The 21,371-nt window shown below is 69.9% G+C and carries 14 protein-coding genes, 1 pseudogene and 1 riboswitch; of the genes and pseudogenes, 7 read left to right on the plus strand and 8 right to left on the minus strand.

Annotated elements, in window-relative coordinates:
• Positions 1-58: 58 nt before the first annotated feature.
• The 3 genes from AB0M56_RS17830 to AB0M56_RS17840 all read left to right on the plus strand — a co-directional run bounded on the left by AB0M56_RS17830 (position 59) and on the right by AB0M56_RS17840 (position 3,260).
• Positions 59-1,318: a cyclopropane-fatty-acyl-phospholipid synthase family protein gene (locus AB0M56_RS17830; protein ID WP_364176922.1), complete on the plus strand. Its 1,260-nt coding sequence runs from the start codon at positions 59-61 to the stop codon at positions 1,316-1,318.
• Between the two features lie 116 nt (positions 1,319-1,434).
• Complete coding sequence (locus AB0M56_RS17835) at positions 1,435-2,637, plus strand: LCP family protein (RefSeq protein WP_364176924.1); 1,203 nt, start codon at positions 1,435-1,437, stop codon at positions 2,635-2,637.
• Positions 2,638-2,735: 98 nt separating this feature from the next.
• Positions 2,736-3,260 carry a GNAT family N-acetyltransferase gene (locus AB0M56_RS17840; RefSeq protein WP_364176926.1) on the plus strand — a complete coding sequence of 175 codons (525 nt, stop codon included), beginning with the start codon at positions 2,736-2,738 and terminating at the stop codon, positions 3,258-3,260.
• Between the two features lie 29 nt (positions 3,261-3,289).
• Here the strand turns inward: AB0M56_RS17840 and AB0M56_RS17845 are convergent, their stop codons facing one another.
• From AB0M56_RS17845 to AB0M56_RS17880, 8 genes and pseudogenes are all read right to left on the minus strand, one after another.
• Positions 3,290-3,751 carry a peroxiredoxin gene (locus tag AB0M56_RS17845; RefSeq protein WP_364176928.1) on the minus strand — a complete coding sequence of 154 codons (462 nt, stop codon included), beginning with the start codon at positions 3,749-3,751 and terminating at the stop codon, positions 3,290-3,292.
• A 73-nt stretch (positions 3,752-3,824) separates the two neighbouring features.
• Positions 3,825-5,681, minus strand: a complete 1,857-nt coding sequence (locus tag AB0M56_RS17850; protein WP_364176931.1) for a diguanylate cyclase — start codon at positions 5,679-5,681, stop codon at positions 3,825-3,827.
• A 167-nt stretch (positions 5,682-5,848) separates the two neighbouring features.
• Positions 5,849-7,339 carry a cytochrome P450 gene (locus tag AB0M56_RS17855; RefSeq protein WP_364176934.1) on the minus strand — a complete coding sequence of 497 codons (1,491 nt, stop codon included), beginning with the start codon at positions 7,337-7,339 and terminating at the stop codon, positions 5,849-5,851.
• Positions 7,340-7,498: 159 nt separating this feature from the next.
• Positions 7,499-9,755 (minus strand): annotated as a pseudogene (gene metE, locus AB0M56_RS17860) (5-methyltetrahydropteroyltriglutamate--homocysteine S-methyltransferase).
• Between the two features lie 94 nt (positions 9,756-9,849).
• Positions 9,850-10,065: riboswitch (cobalamin riboswitch) on the minus strand.
• Positions 10,066-10,153: 88 nt separating this feature from the next.
• Positions 10,154-11,227 (minus strand): ribonucleotide-diphosphate reductase subunit beta, encoded by a 1,074-nt coding sequence (locus AB0M56_RS17865; RefSeq protein ID WP_364176937.1) that lies wholly within the window; start codon positions 11,225-11,227, stop codon positions 10,154-10,156.
• A gap of 70 nt (positions 11,228-11,297) precedes the next feature.
• Positions 11,298-14,279 carry a ribonucleoside-diphosphate reductase subunit alpha gene (locus AB0M56_RS17870; protein WP_364176939.1) on the minus strand — a complete coding sequence of 994 codons (2,982 nt, stop codon included), beginning with the start codon at positions 14,277-14,279 and terminating at the stop codon, positions 11,298-11,300.
• A 243-nt stretch (positions 14,280-14,522) separates the two neighbouring features.
• Positions 14,523-15,122 (minus strand): acetoacetate decarboxylase family protein, encoded by a 600-nt coding sequence (locus tag AB0M56_RS17875; protein WP_364176942.1) that lies wholly within the window; start codon positions 15,120-15,122, stop codon positions 14,523-14,525.
• On the minus strand, positions 15,119-15,958 hold the full coding sequence (locus AB0M56_RS17880) for an enoyl-CoA hydratase-related protein (RefSeq protein ID WP_364176945.1): 840 nt from the start codon (positions 15,956-15,958) through the stop codon (positions 15,119-15,121). Before AB0M56_RS17880 ends, AB0M56_RS17875 begins: the two co-directional genes overlap by 4 nt.
• Before the next feature lie 163 nt (positions 15,959-16,121).
• Here AB0M56_RS17880 and AB0M56_RS17885 point away from each other — a divergent pair, with 163 nt between their 5' ends.
• The 4 genes from AB0M56_RS17885 to AB0M56_RS17900 are packed head-to-tail and all read left to right on the plus strand — an operon-like array spanning position 16,122 to position 21,362.
• Positions 16,122-16,913 carry a TIGR03084 family metal-binding protein gene (locus AB0M56_RS17885; RefSeq protein WP_364176948.1) on the plus strand — a complete coding sequence of 264 codons (792 nt, stop codon included), beginning with the start codon at positions 16,122-16,124 and terminating at the stop codon, positions 16,911-16,913.
• A complete protein-coding gene (locus tag AB0M56_RS17890; RefSeq protein ID WP_364176951.1) occupies positions 16,910-18,616 on the plus strand; it encodes an acyclic terpene utilization AtuA family protein in 1,707 nt (568 codons plus the stop codon). Before AB0M56_RS17885 ends, AB0M56_RS17890 begins: the two co-directional genes overlap by 4 nt.
• A complete protein-coding gene (locus AB0M56_RS17895; RefSeq protein WP_364176954.1) occupies positions 18,571-19,764 on the plus strand; it encodes an acyl-CoA dehydrogenase family protein in 1,194 nt (397 codons plus the stop codon). The genes AB0M56_RS17890 and AB0M56_RS17895 overlap by 46 nt, the downstream gene beginning before the upstream one ends.
• Complete coding sequence (locus AB0M56_RS17900; protein ID WP_364176957.1) at positions 19,761-21,362, plus strand: carboxyl transferase domain-containing protein; 1,602 nt, start codon at positions 19,761-19,763, stop codon at positions 21,360-21,362. Before AB0M56_RS17895 ends, AB0M56_RS17900 begins: the two co-directional genes overlap by 4 nt.
• Positions 21,363-21,371 lie beyond the last annotated feature (9 nt).

Genomic DNA, 21,371 nt, shown 5'->3' on the forward strand with positions numbered 1-21,371 from the left:
GCGTGTGCCGGGAATACCATCAGATGTGGGCCGATGGGCCCATTCCGGAGGGAGTGTCTTGTCCACCTCAAGTGTTGACCGAGCGGCGGGGCCCGCCTCGCAACCGGCGCCCGACGAAACCCGGTGGCCGGGACTGGCCACGCCGCCGCACTCGCCGCTGCGCGCGCGGGCCGCGGAGGCGCTCTTCCGCCGCGCCGTGAAGAACCTCGACCTGCGGGTCACGTTCCCCGACGGCACCGTCCTGGGTGCCGGTGGCCCGGAGGCGCCGGAGATGCGGATCCTGCGGCCCTCGGCGTTCTTCCACCGCCTCGGCGCCGACGCGAAGATCGGCTTCGGCGAGTCGTACATGGTGGGGGACTGGACCGCCGAGGACCTCGCGGGAGTGCTGACGCCGTTCGCCGAGAAGCTGGCCACGGTCGTGCCGCCGTTCCTGCAGCGGTTCCGACGCTTCGCCGAGCGCGTGCAGCCGGCGCACGAGGAGAACACGATCGAGGGGTCGCGGTCGAACATCCACCGGCACTACGACCTGTCCAACGACCTGTTCAGCGCGTTCCTCGACGAGTCGATGATGTACTCCTCGGCGCTGTTCGGCCCGGGCGACAGCCTGACGCAGGCCCAGCACCGCAAGCTCGACAGCGTGCTGGACTACGCGGGCGTGCGCGAGGGCAGCGAGGTGCTGGAGATCGGCACCGGCTGGGGCGAGCTGTCGATCCGCGCGGCCTCTCGCGGCGCGAAGGTGACGTCGCTGACCATCTCGCAGGAGCAGAAGGTGCTGGCCGACGCGCGGATCGCCGAGGCGGGCCTTTCCGACCGCATCGACGTGCAGCTGTGCGACTACCGCAACGCCACGGGCCAGTACGACGCCGTGGTGAGCGTGGAGATGATCGAGGCCGTCGGGCAGTCCTACTGGCCCACGTTCTTCGCCACGATCGGCAAGCGGCTGCGCCCGGGCGGGCGCTTCGGCCTGCAGGCCATCACGATGGACCACGACCGGATGCTGGCTGCGGCCAGGTCGTACAGCTGGATCCACAAGTACATCTTTCCGGGCGGCATCATCCCGTCGGTGCAGGCGATCGAGGACGGCATGCGCGACAACACCCGCCTGAAGCTGGCCGGGATGCGCGAGTTCGGCCAGGACTACGCGCGCACGCTCAAGCTTTGGGGCGAGCGGTTCCACCAGCGCTGGGACGACATCCGCGGCTTCGGCTTCGACGACGTGTTCCACCGGATGTGGGAGTTCTACCTCGCCTATTCGGAGGCCGGGTTCCGTTCGGGGCACATCAAGGTACACCAGTTCGGGTTCGCCGACCCCCGCTGAGCAGGCCGTTCCTCGCCGGATGAACCTGCACCAGGTGCCGCACGTCCTTTGTTGGAGGACGTGCGGTTCACTGGGCCGCACGAGTTTTGCCGGATTCGGGGATTGGGTGAAAGCCAATGACGTACGGAGGCGACGACGGCAGGCGGCGGGTGCCGCCCCGGCCACCGCAGCCCGCCGCACGCCCGCGGCAGCATCAGCGGGCACAGATGATGCCGCTGCCGGGCACGAGCAGCAGCCCGTACGACGCGCGAACCAGACCGATGGGCTCGCGCGGCGAGGCTCCCGTGCCCCCGCCGCCAGCACCGCCCCGGCATGCCCCGCCCCGGCAGGCCCCGCCACCCGGACCGGCTCCGCGCCGGCGTCGCCGGTGGAGCTTCGGCAAGGTCCTGATGACCTTGGTGCTGCTCTTCGTCGTGTTCCTGGGCGGGATCTGGGCGTACCTGGAGTTCTCCATCAACCGGGTCGACGCACTGGCCGACTACGACGGCCGTCCCGCTGCCGCGTCGGGAACCAACTGGCTGATCGTGGGCTCCGACAGCCGCGACGGGCTCTCGGCCGCGGACGAGGAACGCCTGGCGACCGGTGACGTCGCGGCGGCCGGCGGCGGGCAGCGCACCGACACGATCATGATCGCGCACATCCCGGACAACGACACAAAGCCGACGTTGCTGAGCCTGCCGCGCGACTCGCAGGTGAAGATCCCGGGCCACGGCACGAACAAGATCAACGCCGCGTTCTCGCTCGGCGGCCCCGCGCTGCTGGTGAAGACCGTGGAAGGCGCCACCGGCCTGCGCATGGACCACTACGCGGAGATCGGCTTCGGCGGGTTCGCGAACATCGTCGACGCGATCGGCGGGGTCGACATGTGCGTGGACAAGGAAATGCACGACACGTTCACCAACATCGACATCAAGGCCGGCTGCCAGACGCTGGACGGGCGCGAGTCGCTCGGGTTCGTCCGCATGCGCCACAGCAGCGCGACCCCGCGCTCGGACCTCGACCGCGTGGCCAACCAGCGCAAGTTCATCGGCGCTCTCGTGAGCCAGATCGCGAGCCCGGGGACCTTGCTGAACCCGTTCGACTTCTTCCCGCTGCTGTCCTCGGCGCCCGACGCGCTGACGATGGACTCGGGTGATCACGTGCACAACCTGGCCGGCCTGGCGATCGCGATGCGCGGCATCTCGTCCGACGGCGTGCTCACCGGCACGGTGCCGGTCACCGACGGCTCGGCCGAGCACTGGGACAAGACGAAGTCGGCGCTGCTGTTCGACGCGCTGAAGAACGACACCCCGGTGCCGCCCACCGCCGTCGTCAACTAGCACCGCTCAGCAGCATCGACCGCTGGGGCCCGCCGGAAAACGGCGGGCCCCAGCGTTATTTTGATGTCGCAATGCTGTTGCGGTGCCACCATGAGGACATGGACACCCTCACCGACGGCGTGGTCACCCTCAACCGCTGGCGCTCCGAAGACCTCGACGTGCTCGTGGACACGGTCTCGGCGTCCCGCGAGCACATCGGCGCGTGGCTCGTCTGGGCCACCGACGGCTACGGTCCGGCCGAAGGCACGGAGTTCCTCACCGGCACGGCCGAACGCTGGGAGTCGGGTGAGGCGCGGGAGTACGGCATCCACACCGCCGACGGCACGCTGGCCGGCGGCTGCGGCCTGATGCGCCGCGACGACGGCCGCGAGATCGGCTACTGGCTGGCGAAGCCGTGCACTGGCCGCGGCTTCGCCACGCGCGCGACCGCCCTGCTCGTCGCCGAGGCCTGGCGCCTGGGCGCGCCCCACGTTGACATCCTCCACGACGAGCTGAACACGAAGAGCGGCGCGATCCCGGCCCGGCTGGGTTTCACCTTGCACCACAAGGAAGCCGCCTCCGACGCGCTGGCCCCGGGGTGCTCGGGCAACGACTTCGTGTGGCGCATCCAGCGGCCGGGCTGACCGGGAATCCTTGCCGGGCAAGGAAAGTCTCAGGAGACGTTTTTGCGCTCGCGCAGCACCTTCAACGCGCGGTCCGCGTGGGCGGTGAAGTTCAGCTCGCTCTTGATCACGTCGAGCACGCGCCGGTCGGTGTCGATGACGAACGTGGTGCGCTTGGTGTGCAGCGGGATGAACTTGCGCCACGCGCCGAACTGCTTCGCCACCACACCGTCCACATCGGACAAAAGCGGGTAGTCGAACCCGTTGGCGGCGGAGAATTCCCGCTGCTTGGCCACGGCGTCCGGGCTGATGCCCACGCGCTGGGCGCCCACCTCGGCGAACTCTGCGGCCAGGTCGCGGAAGTGGCAGCTCTCGGCGGTGCAGCCGCTCGTCATGGCGGCGGGGTAGAAAAACAGCACGACGGGGCCGGACGTCAGAAAGTCCGACAATGTGCGGTCGTCGCCCTGGTCGTCGGAGAGGGTGAAGTCGGGCGCGAGGTCGCCGGTGTCCATCGGGGTCCTTTCGGTCGGGTCCGCGGGAGATGATCCTCCTCGGTGTTCGCCGGCCGCGCCGCAGGTGGACGGGTCAGCCCGCGTGGCGCTCGATCATCTCGTCCACTTCGTCGCCCGTGGCCGAGTCGGCGACGAACGAACCACGCGCGGCGAGCACGCCGAGCTGGCGCAGCCGCGCCGCGTGCTCTGCGCTTCGTACCCCTTCGGCGCCGATGCGCAGGTTGAGCTCCTTGCCGCGCTCGACCAGCTGACGAAGGTGGCGCATGTCGGCCTCCGCGGCGCCGTCGGCGAGCGCGTCGACGACCGGGCCGCTGAGGATGACGTGCCGAATGGGCAGGCTGTGGCGGGGGATGAGCTCGAGGTCCGCTGAGCCGGAGATCGTGAGCACGAGCTGGGCGCCGAGGTCGGCGAGCACGGTGAACGAGTCGTGCACCTCGCCGTTGTCGTCGAACATCGACTCGCGGTCGGTGCACAGGCGCAGCGCACGGGCCGGCAGGTCGTGGCGGTCGAGCTGCTCCTTGACCAGCATCACGAGCTCGTCGTCACCGGCGAGGCGCTTCGGCAGCCGGATGCAGACGTCGGGCGCGGCGTCGCCGAACCGCTCGCGCCAGCGCGCCGTGGCCGCCAGCGACTCGGCGAGCAGCCACTTGCCGAGCGGCACCGTCATGCCGGTGGACTGCGCCAGCGGGTAGAAGTCCTCGGAGTCGAGCTCGCCCTTCTCCGGGTGGTTCCACCGCAGGCCGGCGTTCACGGCCGCGATCTCGTCGGGCTTCGCGAGTTTCACGGTGGGCTGGTAGATCAGGGAAAACTCACCGTTCTCCAGCGCGCCCGCGATCACTGCGCCGAGCTGGTAGCGACTGCGGTCGCGTGCGTCCTCGTCCGGGTCGAACAGCATCCACTTCGCCTTGCCGTGTTCCTTCGCCCGGTGCAGCGCGAGTTCCGCGGCCCGGCGCAGCTCGATGTGCCCGCCGTCGCGGCACGCGCCCACGACGATGCCGACGCTCGCGCTCACCCCGATCCCGTGGCCACCCAGGTAGACCGGCTCGTTGAGGTCCTCCAGCGCGCGGTCCACGAGGTTCACCACGTGCTGCCGTGTGAGGTCCTCGCCGCGCAGCAGCACGGCGAACCCGTCGCCGGACAGGCGGGCGACGTACCCGTCGTGGTGCCCGGTGAAGACCGCCGACAGCTTGCTCGCGACCTCTTTCAGCACCTCGTCGCCGACACCCGCGCCGAGGCCGTCGTTGATCACCTTGAAGCCGTCGAGGTCGAGGTACACCAGCGCGATCTGCTCGGTGCGGGGCGCGGTGAGCGCGGCCTCGACGCGGGTGGTGAACGCCTGCGAGTTCGGCAGACCGGTGAGCGGGTCGTGCACGTTCTGGTGCATCAGGCGTTCGCCGAGCAGGTGCAGGTCGTCGGCGTCGGCCGCCATCAGCACCGGGAAGTGGGTGTCGGGCCGGTCGCCGGGCAGCCACGCGAGCGTGACGTTGGTGGTGAGGCCGCCGTCCTCGCTGTGGTCGAGGCGGATGCCGCGCTCGGTGACCTTGCCGATGTCGGTGGTGATGAGGCGTTCGAGGCCGGCGCGGATCCGCGTGGCGCCGTGCTCGGTGGCGGCCAGGTCTGCGAGGTGCCTGCCCCTGAGCCGATCCTGGGTCGAGCCGAGCAGCTTGGCCAGCGCGAGGTTGACCTCCATGATCACGCCGGAGGGGTCGGCGAGCGCGATCCCGATCGGGGCGGTGGAGAAGAGCGTGGTGAAGCGCAGGACGGCGGCTTCGTACGCGGGGGTCGCGAACTCCGCGACCTCCTGGGCGAAGGAGAGCAGGAGACGCTCCAATTCCGCGGGCGGAAGCGTTACTCCTTTCGTGTCGGTCAGCGTCGTCGCGAACTTGCGCGCGACATCGACCAACCCTGGCGCGGCACCAGGCTCAGGCACACTCCACCTCTTCATGCGCGGACAAAAGCCAGCTCAGACCCGGTGTGAAGGTTCAGGGACCCACACTAGGTATGAGTTGGCCGTGAGTGATGCCACGGCATCATGCGCGAAACGGGGTGTCTACCGGCTGAACGAGTGACGACCCATACACAAATGGTGACGTGATGTCACCTTGAGTGCTCGAACGTGTTTTTCCATTCGAGGCGCACCGGCAGTCCGTCGGCGGGGACCGGCAATGACACGTAGTCCCAGCGTGCGGTGTAGTCCTGGGGCACGGACCAGCGGAAAGTCCGCAGCATCTCGTGCATCAGCGCCTTGACCTCGAGGCTGCCGAAGTGCAGCCCGATGCACTTGTGCGCGCCGCCGCCGAACGGCATCCACGCGAACCGGTGCGACTTGTCCTCGCGCCGCGGCTCGGCGAACCGCTCGGGGTCGAAGCGCATCGGGTCGGTCCAGCAGTCGGGGGTGAAGTGGTTCAGCGTCGGCGAGACGCCGACGAGCGTGCCTTCGGGGATGAAGTGACCGAGCACCTCCGTGTCCTTGGTGGTCTTGCGGGCCATCGACGGCACCGGGGCCCGCAGTCGCAGTGATTCCTTCATCACGAGGTCGAGCGTTTCCAGGCTTTCCAGCGCCTCGATGTCCGGCACGTCGTCGCCGAGCGCGAGCGACTCCGCGCGGGCGCGTTCCTGCCACTCCGGGTGCTTGGCCAGGTAGTAGGCCATGGCGCTGCTGGTGATGGTCGTGGTGTCGTGCGCCGCCATCATCAGGAAGATCATGTGGTTCACGATGTCCGCGTCGGTGAACCGGTCGCCGTCCTCGGTGGTGGCGGTGCAGAGCGCGGCGAACAGGTCGTCGCCGCCCGCGCGGCGCTTTTCCGGCAGGGTCTCGCCGAAGTAGCGCTCCAGCAGCCGCCGGCCGCGCAGGCCGGCGGACCAGCGGCCGCCGGGCACGGGGTAGCGCACCAGCGCCGTGCCCGCGCGCACGGTGTTCACGAACGCGCGGTTGATCCGCATCGCGTCGCCGGGCGAGTGCATGTCCATGAACACGCGCGTCGCCACGTCGAGGGTGAGCTGCTTGAGCGCCCAGTACAGCCGCGGCCGCGTGCCGCCGGGCCACGCCTCGACGCCGGCGCGCAGGGCCGGGCCCATCTGCCCGACGTAGCCGACGAGCCGCTCGCGCGTGAACGCGCTCTGCATGATCCGCCGGTGCAGGTGGTGCTCGCCGAAGTCGAGCAGCATGAGGCCGCGGTCGAAGAACTTCTCGATGAAGAACTTCCAGCCCTCCTGCGAGAACGCCTTGTCCTTGTTCACCAGGGCGATCTGCGTGGCCTCGGGGCCGGACAGCGAGACGATCCGGCGGCCGAAGCCACCCATCCACGAGACGGGACCGTACTTCTCGTAGCGGCTGAAGCTGAAGTCCAGGCCGAAGCGCATCATCTCCAGCGCGTGGCCCACGACCGGCGGGCCGTCGTCGCCGAGCACCGGCTTCAGGCCGCTACCCGCGGGTGGCGCCGCGAGTTCGCGCACTGGGTAGGTGGCCGCTTGCCAGCGCTGGTCGACGGTGCGGGGCAGCGGCATGGACGTGAGCGTGGGCACGCGCTCACGCAGGCTCTCGGCGACCTTGCCGACCTTGCCGACTTTGCCGACTGCGCTCGTCATGGCGACCTGCCTTCGCTGGCGGAACCCCGGTCCGACCTCCACCGTGCCGCGCTGTTGACCGAATGACAATACCTTCGGCCGGCTCCATCCGGGTGATCCTTGACGTAGATCGGTGCCGGGCGGTGGTTCGCGCCGCCCGGCACCGGATCTACGGGTTGTTCAGTCCTGCTCGGCGCGGACCTGGCGGGCCGCCGCGACGAGGTGGCGCAACGCGGGCTCCACCTCGGCGTAGCGGCGCGTCTTGAGGCCGCAGTCGGGGTTCACCCACAGCCGGTGCGCCGGCATGGCGGCGACCGCCGTGCGCAGCAGGTCCGCGACCTCCTCGACGCCCGGCACGCGGGGCGAGTGGATGGCGTAGACGCCGGGGCCGACGCCGCGCGCGAACCCGCCGGCCGACAGGTCGGCGAGCACCTCCATCTTCGAGCGCGCGGCTTCGATGCTGGTCACGTCGGCGTCGAGGCCGTCGATCGCCGAGAGCACCTCGCCGAACTCCGAAATAACACATGTGCGTGTGGATCTGGGTGCCCTCGGCGGCTCCGGCCGTCGCGACGCGGAACGCCCGCACCGCCCAGTCGAAGTAGGACTCGCGCCCGGCCGCGCGCAGCGGCAGCAGCTCGCGCACGGCCGGCTCGTCGACCTGGATCACGCGCACGCCCGCGGTTTCGAGGTCGGCCACCTCGTCGCGGATCGCGAACGCGACCTGGAGGGCGGTGTCCGCGAGCGGCTGGTCGTCGCGCACGAACGACCACGCGAGGATCGTGACCGGGCCGGTGAGCATGCCCTTGATCGGCTTGTCCGTGCGGCTTTGCGCGTACCGCGCCCACGGCACGGTCATCGGCCGCGGGCGCGAGACGTCGCCGTAGAGGATCGGCGGGCGGACGCAGCGCGAGCCGTAGGACTGCACCCAGCCGTGCTCGGTCGAGGCGAACCCGGCGAGCTGCTCGGCGAAGTACTGCACCATGTCGTTGCGCTCGGGCTCGCCGTGCACCAGCACGTCGAGGCCCAGCTCCTCCTGTAGCCGCACCACGCGGTCGATCTCGGCGTGCATCTGGGCCACGTACGCGGCTTCGTCGAGCGTGCCTGCACGGTGGGCGGCGCGCGCCTTGCGGACGTCGGTGGTCTGCGGGAACGAGCCGATCGTGGTGGTCGGCAGTGGCGGCAGGCCGAGGGATTCCTGTTGCACGGCCGCCCGTTGCTCGTACGGCTCCCGCACGGCGTCCTCGCGCTTCAGCGCCGTCAGCCGCTTGCCCACGGCCGCGTCCGCCGGGTTTGTCGCGCGGTCAGTGACGGCCGCCCGCGCCGCCGACAGGTCCACCGGCTCGCCGCGCAGCGCCCGCCCGAGCAGCACGACCTCCGCGACCTTCTGGTCGGCGAACGCGAGCCAGCTCCCGAGTCGTGAATCGAGGGTCTCGGCCTCGACGTCGTAGGGCACGTGCAGCAGCGAGCACGACGTCGAGACGCTCACGTGCCGCGCGGTGCCGGCCAGCCGCGCGGCGCGTTCCAGCGCCCGGTCCGGGTCGGTGCGCCACACGTTGCGCCCGTCGACGACGCCGGCGAGCACCTCCTTGTCGCGCAACGCGCCTTCCGCGGCCACAGCGTCCACAAAGGACTCGTCGGTGACGAGGTCCACGGCCAGCGCCTCAACGGGGGAGCGGGCCAGCACGCCCAGCCCGCGGCCGAGCCCGCCGAAATACCCGGCGACGAGCAGCTTCGGCCGGTCCTCGGCCTTGGCCAGCACGTGGTACGCGCGGGTCAGCGCGTTGAGCTCCTTCGTGGTGCGGTCACCGGCGAACGCCGGCTCGTCGAGCTGCACCCACTCGACGCCCTCGGCCTTCAGCGCGGCGAGCAGCTCCGCGTATGCGGGCAGTAGCTCGTCGAGCAGCTCCAACGGTGCGAAATCCGGTTGTGTCGCCTTGCTGAGCAGCAGGAACGTGACCGGCCCGACGAGTACCGGCCGCGTCTCGATCCCCAGCTCCCGGGCCTCGCGCACCTCGTCGAGGGGCTTCGTGCACGACAGCGTGAAGCGCGAGCCGGGGCCCAGTTCGGGCACGAGGTAGTGGTAGTTGGTGTCGAACCACTTCGTCATTTCGAGCGCCGGCTCGTCCTGTACGCCGTGCGCGGCGGCGAAGTACGTGTCCAGCGATGAGAGGCCGAGGCGCGTGAAGCGCTCCGGCAGCGCGCCGAACAGCTCGGCGGTGTCGAGCACGTGGTCGTAGTGCGAGAACGTGCCGGACGGGATCGACTCCAGCCCGGCGTCGCGCAGTCGCGACCAGGTCCGTGCGCGCAGTTCGCGGCCGGTGGCGAGCAACTCCGCTTCGCCGGTGGTGCCCGCCCAACAGCGCTCCAGGGCGCGCTTGAGCTCCCGGGCCGGGCCGATGCGCGGGTATCCCAGGATGGTGGTGCCGATGGTGGTCACAGGCTCTCTCCTCGCGAGCTCGCCAACGAGCCCGGACACGCGAGAGCCGCGTTCGGTCAGGCCGTGTCCCACGGGGCCCGGACTCACGCACGCCGTCGGCGCACGTGCCACGGGCAGGTCTTCGGACTCGTGGGCGTCGACCTCGCGCCTACTCGCCGTCGCTTCCCAGGCTCGCGCCCAGTGCTTGACCACGAAATCGTGGTGACGGCTTTCGTTCCCACTCACCGCTGCGGGGCAGTCCCGGATTCACACCGGATTCCCTGTTGCCTCACCGGCACGACCGAAAAAAGCCCGGCCACGCCCTGGCGAACCTGTGGCGTGGCCGAGCCTAGCGGGTCGGGGTTGCGGGCGGCACAAGCCGCGCCCCGGTCCCAGAGTCCGGGATCAGTCCGCTGTGATCAATCCCAGTCCAGCGCGCCGCCCGACTGGTACTCGATCACGCGGGTCTCGAAGAAGTTCTTCTCCTTCTTCAGGTCCATCGCCTCCGACATCCACGGGAACGGGTTCTCCGTCTCCCCGAAGATCGGCGCGAGGCCGATCTGCTGGGCGCGCCGGTCGGTGATGAAGTGCATGTACTGCTCGCATAGCTGCGCCGAGAGGCCCAGCATGCCGCGCGGCATGGTGTCGCGCGCGTAGCGGACTTCCAGCTCGCACGCGTCCTGCAGCATCTGCCGGATCTCCGCCTGGAACTCTTCGGTCCACAGGTGCGGGTTCTCGATCTTGATCTGGTTGATGCAGTCGATGCCGAAGTTCAGGTGGATCGACTCGTCACGCAGGATGTACTGGTACTGCTCGGCGATGCCGACCATCTTGTTGCGGCGCCCGAGCGAGAGGATCTGCGCGAAGCCGGTGTAGAACCACATGCCCTCGAAGATCACGTAGAACGCCACGAGGTCGCGCAGGAACGCCTGGTCGGCCTCCGGCGTGCCGGTCTCGAAGTCCGGGTTCTCGAGGTTCTGCGTGTACTTGAGCGCCCACGCGTCCTTCTCGGAGATGGACGGCACCTCGCGGTACATGTTGAACAGCTCGCCCTCGACCAGGCCGAGGCTTTCGCAGATGTACTGGAAGGTGTGCGTGTGCACGGCTTCCTCGAACGCCTGGCGCAGCAGGTACTGACGGCACTCGGGGTTGGTGATCTGGCGGTACACGGCGAGCACGATGTTGTTGGCCACCAACGACTCCGCGGTGGCGAAGAAGCCGAGGTTGCGCTTGAGCATCTGGCGCTCGTCCTCGGTCAGGCCGTCAGGCGACTTCCACAGCGCGATGTCGGCCTGCATGGCGACCTCGGTCGGCATCCAGTGGTTGTTGCATGCGGCGAGGTACTTGTCCCACGCCCAGCGGTACTTCATGGGCAGCAGCTGGTTCACGTCTGCGCGCGCGTTGATCATGCGCTTGTCGTCGACGTTGATCCGGGCGGCGCCGACCTCGATCTCGCCGAGGCCGGTGGCGTCCGTGGTCTCCACGTTGGTCATCAAGAGGCTCCAAGAAAAGGCTCGCCGGCGGTGCGGCCGGTTCGCGCCGGTCGCACCGCCGGCGAGGAGGTCACTGGCAGGCTTCGCAGTCGGGGTCGTCGATGCGGCAGGCGGCGCCTTCGGTGGCGACGAAGTCGATGTCGTCGACCTTCGGCATTTCCTTCGGCTCGGCGGGCTTGGCGGCCGGGACCGCGGCGGGCACGGCCGCGGCGGGGCTCGCCGGGACAGCGGCCGAGGGCGACGGCACGGGCGCAGTCGCCGGGACCGGCGTCGAGGCCGGAGCAGCGGCGGCGGCCGGGGCGGCCGAGACCGCGTTCAGCTTGCCGTCGGTGCCGCGCAGGGTGCTCTTCTCCACGTGCGTCGCCGACTGCGCGCGCAGGTAGTACGTGGTCTTGAGGCCCTTGTGCCACGCGTAGCGGTACAGCTCGTCGAGCTTGCGCCCGCTCGGCGCCGCGATGTAGAGGTTCAGCGACTGCGCCTGGTCGATCCACTTCTGCCGGACCGAGCCCGCGTCCACGATCCACTTCGACTCGATCTCGAACGCGGTGGCGTAGAGCGCCTTGAGGTCGTCCGGCACGCGGTCGATCTGGCCGAGGCTGCCGTCGAAGTACTTCAGGTCGCTGACCATGACCTCGTCCCACAGACCGCGGGCCTTGAGGCTCTTGACCAGGTGCGGGTTCACCACGGTGAAGTCGCCCGACATGTTCGACTTCACGTACAGGTTCTGGAACAGCGGCTCGATCGACTGGCCGACGCCGGAGATGTTGGAGATCGTCGCGGTCGGCGCGATCGCCATCACGTTGGAGTTGCGCATGCCGACGGTCTTCACTCGCTCGCGCAGCGGCGCCCAGTCCAGCGTCGTGGAGGTGTCGACGGCGAGGGCGTCGCCCTGGCGCGCGTCGATCAGCAGCTGCATCGAGTCGATCGGCAGGATGCCGCGGCTCCACAGCGAACCCTCGAACGTCTGATACTGGCCGCGCTCCTCGGCGAGGTCGGTCGACGCGGAGATCGCGTAGTAGGACACGTGCTCCATGCTCAGGTCGGCGAACTTCACCGCCTCCTGCGAAGCGAACGGAACGCCGATCTCGAACAGCGCGTCCTGGTAGCCCATGATGCCCAGGCCCACCGGGCGGTGGCGCAGGTTGGAGCGGCGCGCCTCCGGGATCGTGTAGAAGTTGATGTCAATCACGTTGTCGAGCATGCGCACGGCGGTGCGCACGGTCTTCTCGAGGCGCTTCGTGTCGAGGCCCGCGGGCGTCACGTGCTTGAGCAGGTTCACCGAGCCGAGGTTGCAGACCGCGACCTCGTCGATGTTGGTGTTCAGCGTGATCTCGGTGCACAGGTTCGAGGAGTGCACCACGCCGACGTGCTGCTGCGGCGAGCGCAGGTTGCACGGGTCCTTGAACGTGATCCACGGGTGGCCGGTCTCGAACAGCATCGTCAGCATGCGGCGCCACAGGTCGACGGCGCGCAGGCGGCGGAAGACCTTGATCTCGCCGCGGTCGGCGGCGGCCTCGTACTCGCGGTAGCGCTCGGCGAACGCGTTGCCGTAGAGGTCGTGCAGGTCCGGCGTCTCGTTGGGGGAGAACAGGGTCCACTGCGCGTCGGCCTCCACGCGGCGCAGGAACTCGTCCGGCACCCAGTTGGCCGTGTTCATGTCGTGCGTGCGGCGGCGGTCGTCACCGGTGTTCTTGCGCAGGTCGAGGAATTCCTCGATGTCCACGTGCCACGTCTCGAGGTACGCGCACGCCGCGCCCTTGCGCTTGCCGCCCTGGTTCACGGCGACGGCGGTGTCGTTGGCGATCTTGAGGAACGGCACGACACCTTGCGACTGGCCGTTGGTGCCCTTGATGTGGGCGCCGAGGCCGCGCACCGGGGTCCAGTCGTTGCCGAGGCCGCCCGAGTACTTGGCCAGCAGCGCGTTGTTCTTGTACGCCTGGAAGATCGAGTCCAGGTCGTCGTCCACAGTGGTCAGGAAGCACGACGAGAGCTGGGCGCGCGTGGTGCCCGAGTTGAACAGCGTCGGCGTCGAGGCCATGAAGTGGAACGTGGAGAGCAGCTCGTAGAACTCGATCGCGCGGGCTTCGCGGTCGTCCTCGCGGATGGCCAGGCCCATGGCCACGCGCATGAAGAACGCCTGCGGCAGCTCGAAGCGCGTGCCGTTGTGGTGCTGGAAGTACCGGTCGTACAGCGTCTGCAGGCCCAGGAACCCGAAGTCCAGGTCACGCTCGGCGTGGATGGCCGCGGTGATCTTGTCGAGGTCGAACGTGAGCAGCTCGCCGTCGACGAGCTCCAGCTCGACCGCGCGGCGCAGGTAGGCGCGGAAGTACGCGGGGTACTCGGCGGTCATCTCGTCCTGGCTGGCCAGGCGCGCGCGGCCGGCGAGGTAGCTCAGGGCCTCTCCGCGCAGCTTGTCCAGCAGGAGCCGCGCACTCACGTACGAGTAGTTCGGCTCCTGCTCGACGAGCACGCGGGCGGCCATGATCTGCGCGAGCGCGAGCTCGTCGGCGCTGATGCCGTCGTAGAGGTTGCGCTTGGCCTCGGCCAGCACCGGCTCGGCGGACACGTCCTCGAGCCCGGCCACGGCCTCGCCCACCACGTGGGACACGCGGGCCCAGTCGAGCGGCCGCAGCGAGCCGTCGGTGCCCTTGACGCTGATCGCGGCCTCGGCGGGCGCCGGCGTGGCGGCATCGCGGGCCTTCGACCGCTCCTCGCGGTAGAGCACGTAAGCGCGGGCGACCTTGTGGTGCTCACCGCGCATCAGGGCGAGCTCGACGAGGTCCTGGATCTGCTCGATGTGCAGGGCGGGCTCGGGGCCGGCGTGGCGCAGCAGGGAAGCCTCGACCTGCTCGGTCAGCTCGGCGACGACGTGGTGCACGCGCGAGGAAGCGGCCGCGTCGCCGCCCTCCACGGCGAGGAAGGCCTTGGTGAGGGCCACGCTGATCTTGCCGGCGTCGAACGGCGACACACTGCCGTCGCGCCGGATCACGCGGACCGCGCTCGGAGCCGAGTCCGCCGACGAGGGCGGACGCTGACCGGTTTCCACTGACATGCGGGTCTCCAACGAAGTCGAAAATGGGCGCGCTTCATCGGCGCACGGCCTCACAAGGCCGTGCGCTGCTGTTTCTCAAATCGGCCCGGCTGCCCTTCCTGAGCGGTCTCCCCGTCGCTGGGGGCTGCCGGTCCACAGAGACTACATCTAGGGGTTCGGGCTCGCACGTGCCCCAAGGGGTGGCGTGTCGCGGGCTCACCCTCGCGGGTTAGTCGATCACTCAGAGCGGCTGGTCGGGGCGGTTCAGCCGCCGAAGAGGAGGGTGAAGTCGCGCAGGCTCGCGCTCACGATCGGGCGACGTCCGGCCAGGAAGCCGAGCGGTCCGGTGGGGTTCACGGACCAGTCGGCGGCGGCCGCGTGCGGCTTCGCACGCGACGTGACCAGGCTGCGCTTGAGCCGCCCGCCGAGCGTCTGCGCGATCTCGAACCGCGCGGGCAGCGCGGCCGGCAGCCCGGCGCGGCGGGAGAACGCGGCGGTGGCGATCCAGTCGTCGCCGGTGGCCGCGGTGAACTCACGGTCGCCGCTGAACTCGAGTGTCGCGAGGTCCTTCGGGATGCCCCACAGCTCGCGTCCGCCCGCGAGCGAGGCCTCGCTGTCGACCCAGATGTCGGTGATCGACGCGGTGAGGCCGCCGCGCACGGCAACAGCGGCGAGCAGCTCGTGGTAGCTCAGCTGTCCGGGCGCGCGGTAGCCGATCCACGCGGTGAACACCGCTGCTTGGCCGCCGGTGGTGACGGGTTCGACGCCTTCGGGCAGTTCCGGCAGTTTGCCGGCCGGGAGCAGCCACACGGACAGCTGCGCCTGGCCCGCGAGGTGCCACGGTTCGGGCGGGTAGGTGGTCATTCCTCGATCCAGGGCAGGTGGTCCGGCAGGTCGTGGTCGACGCGGAGCTTGAACTCCGGTGGGCGTTTCTGCAGGAACGACAACACGCCTTCGACCGCGTCCGGATTGGTCGCCAATCCGCCGATCAGCTTCGAGTCGACCTCGTGCACCTCGAACGGCGACGGGGCCGACGCCATCCGGTACAGCAGCTGGCGCGTGACGGCGACCGACACGGGCGCGGTACCGGCCACGAGGTCGCGCGCGAGCTCGTAAGCCTTGTCCAGCACGGCCTCCGGCGGGTGGACGCTGTGCACCAGCCCCTTCCGCAACGCCTCTTCGGCGCCGAAGACGCGTCCGCTCACCATCCAGTCCACGGCCGTGCCCATGCCGACGAGCCGGGGGAGGAACCACGCGGACCCGCCTTCGGGGTAGATCCCGCGGCGGGTGAACACGAAGCCGAACTTCGAGTCGTCGGCGGCCAATCGGTAGTCGCAGGAGAGCGTGATCGTGATCCCGCCGCCCACCGCCGCGCCGCGCAGGGCGGCGATCACGGGCTTGTTCATCGTGAAGATCCGCTTGGAGCAGCGGCCCGCCGGCTCCTGCCAGCCGTCGGGAGGGCCCTCGCCGAGTTCGAAGTCGAACCCGCCGGACGAGAGGTCGGCCCCCACGGAGAAGTCCTTGCCGGTACTGGTGAGCACGACCACGCGCACGTCCTCGTCGCGGTCGGCGCGGTCCATGGCGTCACTCAGCTCGTCGGCCATCCGCACGGTGTAGCCGTTGCGCGCCTGGGGCCGGTTCAGCTTGACCGTCGCGATCCGCTCGGCGACCTCGTAGGTGATGTCCGCGTAGGAGCTCATGGCTGGAACGGTAGGACAACGGTGTTCTACTGGCAATGCGTCAATAGTGGCTCCGCGCTCGATCGGGCAGGAAACAATCAGGCGCGCTTGATTTTTCCTCGGTCGGGGTGCGAGGGTGGGCCTGAGCGCGTAGTGCTTACAAGAGGACGCATGGAGGCGCAGGATGGCTGATCTCGGCGTGATCCTCGGGGATCTGGCGGCCGAATCGCAGGCGATCGACGACGTGGTGGCCGGGCTGCCGCCCGAGGGGTGGGTCAGGCCGACGCCGGCGGAAGGGTGGACCGTCGCGCACCAGATCGCGCACCTGGCCTGGACGGACTCGAAGGCGCTGATCGCCGCGGCCCGGCCCGAGGAGTGGCAAGCCGAGGTCGAGCACCTGCTGAGCGTGGGGGAGAACTACGTCGACCTCGCCGCCGAGGAAGGCGCCGCCACGCCGCCGGAGGAGCTGCTCGCGCAATGGCGCGCCGGGCGGGCGGCGCTGTCCGAAGCGCTCGCCGCCGTGCCGGCCGGACAGAAGTTGCCGTGGTACGGCCCGCCGATGAGCGCCGCGTCCATGGCCACCGCTCGGATGATGGAGACTTGGGCCCACGGCCAGGACGTGTTCGACGCGCTGGGGCTGGCCCGCGAGCCGACCGGCCGGCTGTGGCACATCGCGCGCTTCGGCACGCGCACGCGGGACTTCGCCTTCAAGCTCAACTCCCTGGCGCCGCCTCCCGTGGAGTTCCGCGTGGAGCTGGCCTCGCCGGACGGCACGACGTGGGCGTTCGGGCCCGAGGACGCCGAGCAGCGGCTCACCGGCAGCGCCGTGGACTTCTGCCTGGTCATCACGCAGCGGCGCCACCTCGCGGACACGGACCTGGTCGCGACCGGCGCCGACGTCGAAGAATGGCTCACCATCGCGCAGGCGTTCGCCGGTCCACCCGGTGGCGGCCGGAAGCCGGGGCAGTTCGCATGAGCCGCGTGAACCGGGCACCGATCCGGATCGGGAACGCGTCGGGCTTCTACGGCGACCGGTTCTCCGCCGTACGCGAGATGCTGACCGGCGGCCCGCTCGACGTGCTCACCGGCGACTATCTCGCCGAGCTGACCATGCTCATCCTCGGGCGCGACCGGATGAAGGACCCCGAACGGGGCTACGCCAAGACTTTCTTGCGCCAGATGGAGGAGAATCTGGCGCTGGCCAAGGAAAAAGGCGTGAAGATCGTCGCCAACGCGGGCGGCCTCAACCCCGCGGGCCTGGCGACGGCGTTGCGTGAGCTGGCCGCGAAGCTCGGTGTCGACGTGCGGATCGCGCACGTCGAGGGTGACGACCTGATCGGGCGCGCCGACGAACTGGGCTTCAAGGAACCGTTGACCGCCAACGCCTATCTCGGTGCGTGGGGCATCGTCGAGTGCCTGAACGCCGGCGCCGACGTGGTCGTGACCGGCCGGGTCACCGACGCTTCGGTGATCGTCGGGCCCGCCGCCGCGCACTTCGGCTGGACGCGCGAGGACCACGACGCGCTGGCTGGCGCCGTCGCCGCGGGGCACGTGATCGAGTGCGGCGCGCAGGCGACCGGCGGCAACTACGCGTTCTTCCGCGAGCAGCCGATCGGCGTGCCGGGGTTCCCGATCGCCGAGATCCACGCCGACGGGTCCAGCGTCATCACGAAACACCCCGGCACCGGCGGGGTCGTGAACACGGGCACGGTCACCGCGCAGCTGCTGTACGAGATCACCGGCGCCCGCTACGCGAACCCCGACGTCACCACACGCTTCGACACGCTGACCCTCGCCGAGGACGGCCCCGACCGCGTGCGCATCAGCGGCGTGACCGGCGAGGCCCCGCCGCCCACGCTCAAGGTCGCGTTGAACCGGCTCGGCGGGTTCCGCAACGAGACCACGTTCGTGCTCACCGGCCTCGACATCGAGGCGAAGGCCGCGCTCGTGCGCGAGCAGCTGGAGACGGCGCTCGAACGCAAGCCGCCCGCCGAGGTCCGCTGGACGCTCGCGCGCACGGACCACCGCGACGCCGACACCGAGGAACAAGCCAGCGCGCTGCTGCACGTCACGGTGAAGGACGCGGACCCGAAGATCGCCGGCCGCGCGTTCAGCGGCGCGGCGGTGGAGCTGGCGCTCGCGAGCTACCCCGGCTTCCACGTGACCGCTCCGCCTTCGGACGCGTCGCCCTACGGCGTCTACTCGGCGGCCTTCGTGGACGCTGCCGAGGTACCGCACATCGCGGTGCTCACTGATGGTCGACGTGTCGACATAGCACCGTCCGCCAAGACTCTCGCACTGACCGAAGTGGACGAACCCGCGCTGCCCGAGCCGTTGCCGGACGGGCCGGTCCGCCGCGTCCCGCTCGGCCGCGTGATCGGCGCGCGCAGTGGTGACAAGGGCGGCAGTGCCAACCTCGGCGTCTGGGTGCGCTCGGAAGAAGCGTGGCGCTGGCTCGTGCACCGGCTCACCGTCGCCGAGTTCCGCCTCCTGCTGCCCGAGACGGCCCAGCTGCCGGTGACCCGGCACCTGCTGCCGAACCTGTGGGCGATGAACTTCGTGGTCGAGGACATCCTCGGCGAGGGCGTGGCCTCGCAGGCGCGGTTCGACCCGCAGGCCAAAGCGTTCGGCGAATGGCTGCGGGCGCGCGAGATCGACGTGCCGGAGGCGCTGCTGTGACCGTGAACCCGTTCGCCACGCCGGAGCGCAAGGAGCTGCGCGCGACCGTACGGCGGTTCGTCGAGAAGGACGTGCTGCCGCACCTAGACGACTGGGAACGCGCGGGCGAGCTGCCGCGCGAGCTGCACCGCAAGGCCGGGGACCTCGGGCTGCTCGGCGTCGCGTTCCCCGAGTCCGTGGGCGGCGGCGACGGCAACTACCTCGACGCACTCGTGGTCGCCGAGGAGATGCATTACGCGGGCGGCTCCGGCGGCCTGTTCGCGTCGCTGTTCACGTGCGGCATCGCCGTGCCGCACATCGCCGAGGCCGGGGACCCGGTGCAGGTCGAACGCTGGGTGCGCCCGACGCTCGCGGGCACGAAGATCGGCTCGCTGGCCGTCACCGAGCCCGACGGCGGGTCCGACGTCGCCGGCATCCGCACCACCGCCGTGCGCGAGGGTGACGAGTACGTGGTCAACGGGGCCAAGACGTTCATCACCTCAGGCTGCCGCGCCGACTTCGTGACCACGGTCGTCCGCACGGGTGGGGAGGGCGCGCACGGCATCTCGCTGCTGGTGGTCGAACGGGGCACGCCCGGGTTCACGGTGTCGCGCAAGCTGGAGAAGATGGGCTGGGCCGCGTCCGACACCGCCGAACTGTCCTACGCGGACGTCCGGGTGCCGGTGGAGAACCTCGTGGGCGGCGCGAACAGCGGCTTCGCGCAGGTGGCCACCCAGTTCGTGACCGAGCGGCTTTCGCTCGCCGTGCAGGCCTACGCCCACGCGCAGCGCGCGCTCGACCTCACGCTCGACTGGTGCCGGCTGCGGGAGACGTTCGGCCGGCCGCTCATCTCGCGCCAGGTCGTGCAGCACAAGCTCACCGAGATGGCGCGCAAGACCGACGTCGCGCGCACGTACACGCGCCAGACCGCCGTGCGCCACGTCTCCGGCGAAGAAGTGATCGCCGAAGCCTGTTTCGCCAAGAACACCGCCGTCGAAGCCGCCGAATGGGTGGTGAACGAGGCGGTGCAGCTGCACGGCGGGCTCGGGTACATGCGCGAGTCCGAAGTGGAGCGGCACTACCGCGACGTCCGCATCCTCGGCATCGGCGGCGGTTCCACCGAGATCCTCACCGGCCTGGCCGCGAAGCGATTGGGATACACCGCATGACCGCACTGAGGTCTGTCGTGGACACACGGGCCGGCGAGTTCGCCGCGAACCGCGAGTCCATGCTCGAGAAGCTCGCCGAGATCGACGCCGAGCACGCCAAGGCCGTGGCCGGCGGTGGCGAGAAGTACGTGGAGCGCCACCGCAAGCGCGGCAAGCTCCTGGCGCGCGAACGCATCGAGCTGCTGATCGACGAGGACTCGCCGTTCCTGGAGCTCTCGCCGCTGGCCGCGTGGGGCTCGGACTACCGCGTGGGCGCGAGTGTGATCACCGGCATCGGCGTGGTCGAGGGCGTGGAGTGCCTGATCTCCGCGAGCGACCCGACGGTCAAGGGCGGCGCGAGCAACCCGTGGACGACCAAGAAGAGCTTCCGCGCGGCCGACATCGCGGCGCAGAACCGGCTGCCGGTGATCAACCTCGTCGAGTCCGGCGGCGCGGACCTGCCGACGCAGAAGGAGATCTTCATCCCCGGCGGGCGGATCTTCCGCGACCTCACGCGGTCTTCGGCCGCGAAGGTACCCACCGTCGCGCTGGTCTTCGGCAACTCGACCGCCGGCGGCGCGTACCTGCCGGGCATGTCCGACTACGTCGTGATGGTCAAGGAACGCGCGAAGGTGTTCCTCGGCGGGCCGCCGCTGGTGAAGATGGCTACCGGCGAGGAGTCCGACGACGAGTCGCTGGGCGGCGCCGAAATGCACGCCCGCACGTCGGGCCTGGCCGACTACCTCGCGGCCGACGAGCAGGACGCGATCCGGCTGGGCCGCAGTATCATCAAGCGGCTCAACTGGCACAAAAAGGGGCCGGCGCCTCGGACCGGGTACGCCGAGCCGCTGTTCGATCCCGAGGACCTGCTCGGCATCGTGCCGAGTGACCTCAAGGTGCCGTTCGACCCGCGCGAGGTGATCGCCCGCGTGGTCGACGGGTCGGACTTCGACGAGTTCAAGCCGCTCTACGGGTCGAGCCTGACCACCGGGTGGGCGAACATCCACGGTTACCCCGTCGGCATCCTCGCCAACGCACAGGGCGTGCTGTTCAGCGAGGAGTCGCAGAAGGCCGCGCAGTTCATCCAGCTGGCCAACCAGATCGACACCCCGCTGGTCTTCCTGCACAACACTACCGGCTACATGGTCGGCAAGGAGTACGAGCAGGGCGGCATCATCAAGCACGGCGCGATGATGATCAACGCCGTGTCGAACTCGAAGGTGCCGCACCTGTCCGTCCTCATGGGATCGTCCTACGGTGCCGGGCACTACGGCATGTGCGGGCGCGCCTACGACCCGCGGTTCCTGTTCGCGTGGCCGAGTGCGAAGTCGGCCGTGATGGGCCCGGCGCAGCTGGCCGGCGTGCTGTCCATTGTGGCGCGGGCCGCGGCGGCGAGCCGGGGACAGGAGTACAGCGAGGAGAACGACGCGGCGATGCGCGCCATGGTCGAGAACCAGATCGAGGCCGAGTCGATGCCGATGTTCCTCTCGGGCATGCTCTACGACGACGGCATCATCGACCCCCGCGACACCCGCACGGTGCTCGGCTTGAGCCTGTCGGCGATCCACAATGGACCAGTGAAGGGCGCCGAGGGTGGCTTCGGCGTCTTCCGGATGTAGGGGTGCAGT

It is taken from the genome of Amycolatopsis sp. NPDC051372, from assembly GCF_040682095.1.
GTDB lineage: Bacteria > Actinomycetota > Actinomycetes > Mycobacteriales > Pseudonocardiaceae > Amycolatopsis.

Coding starts and splice junctions, on each gene's coding strand:
- AB0M56_RS17835 (WP_364176924.1), top strand. CDS start 1,435: ATGACGTACGGAGGCGACGACGGCAGGCGGCGGGTGCCGCCCCGGCCA.
- AB0M56_RS17840 (WP_364176926.1), top strand. CDS start 2,736: ATGGACACCCTCACCGACGGCGTGGTCACCCTCAACCGCTGGCGCTCC.
- AB0M56_RS17845 (WP_364176928.1), bottom strand. CDS start 3,751: ATGGACACCGGCGACCTCGCGCCCGACTTCACCCTCTCCGACGACCAG.
- AB0M56_RS17855 (WP_364176934.1), bottom strand. CDS start 7,339: ATGACGAGCGCAGTCGGCAAAGTCGGCAAGGTCGGCAAGGTCGCCGAG.
- AB0M56_RS17865 (WP_364176937.1), bottom strand. CDS start 11,227: ATGACCAACGTGGAGACCACGGACGCCACCGGCCTCGGCGAGATCGAG.
- AB0M56_RS17870 (WP_364176939.1), bottom strand. CDS start 14,279: ATGTCAGTGGAAACCGGTCAGCGTCCGCCCTCGTCGGCGGACTCGGCT.
- AB0M56_RS17875 (WP_364176942.1), bottom strand. CDS start 15,122: ATGACCACCTACCCGCCCGAACCGTGGCACCTCGCGGGCCAGGCGCAG.
- AB0M56_RS17880 (WP_364176945.1), bottom strand. CDS start 15,958: ATGAGCTCCTACGCGGACATCACCTACGAGGTCGCCGAGCGGATCGCG.
- AB0M56_RS17885 (WP_364176948.1), top strand. CDS start 16,122: ATGGCTGATCTCGGCGTGATCCTCGGGGATCTGGCGGCCGAATCGCAG.
- AB0M56_RS17890 (WP_364176951.1), top strand. CDS start 16,910: ATGAGCCGCGTGAACCGGGCACCGATCCGGATCGGGAACGCGTCGGGC.
- AB0M56_RS17895 (WP_364176954.1), top strand. CDS start 18,571: ATGGCTGCGGGCGCGCGAGATCGACGTGCCGGAGGCGCTGCTGTGACC.
- AB0M56_RS17900 (WP_364176957.1), top strand. CDS start 19,761: ATGACCGCACTGAGGTCTGTCGTGGACACACGGGCCGGCGAGTTCGCC.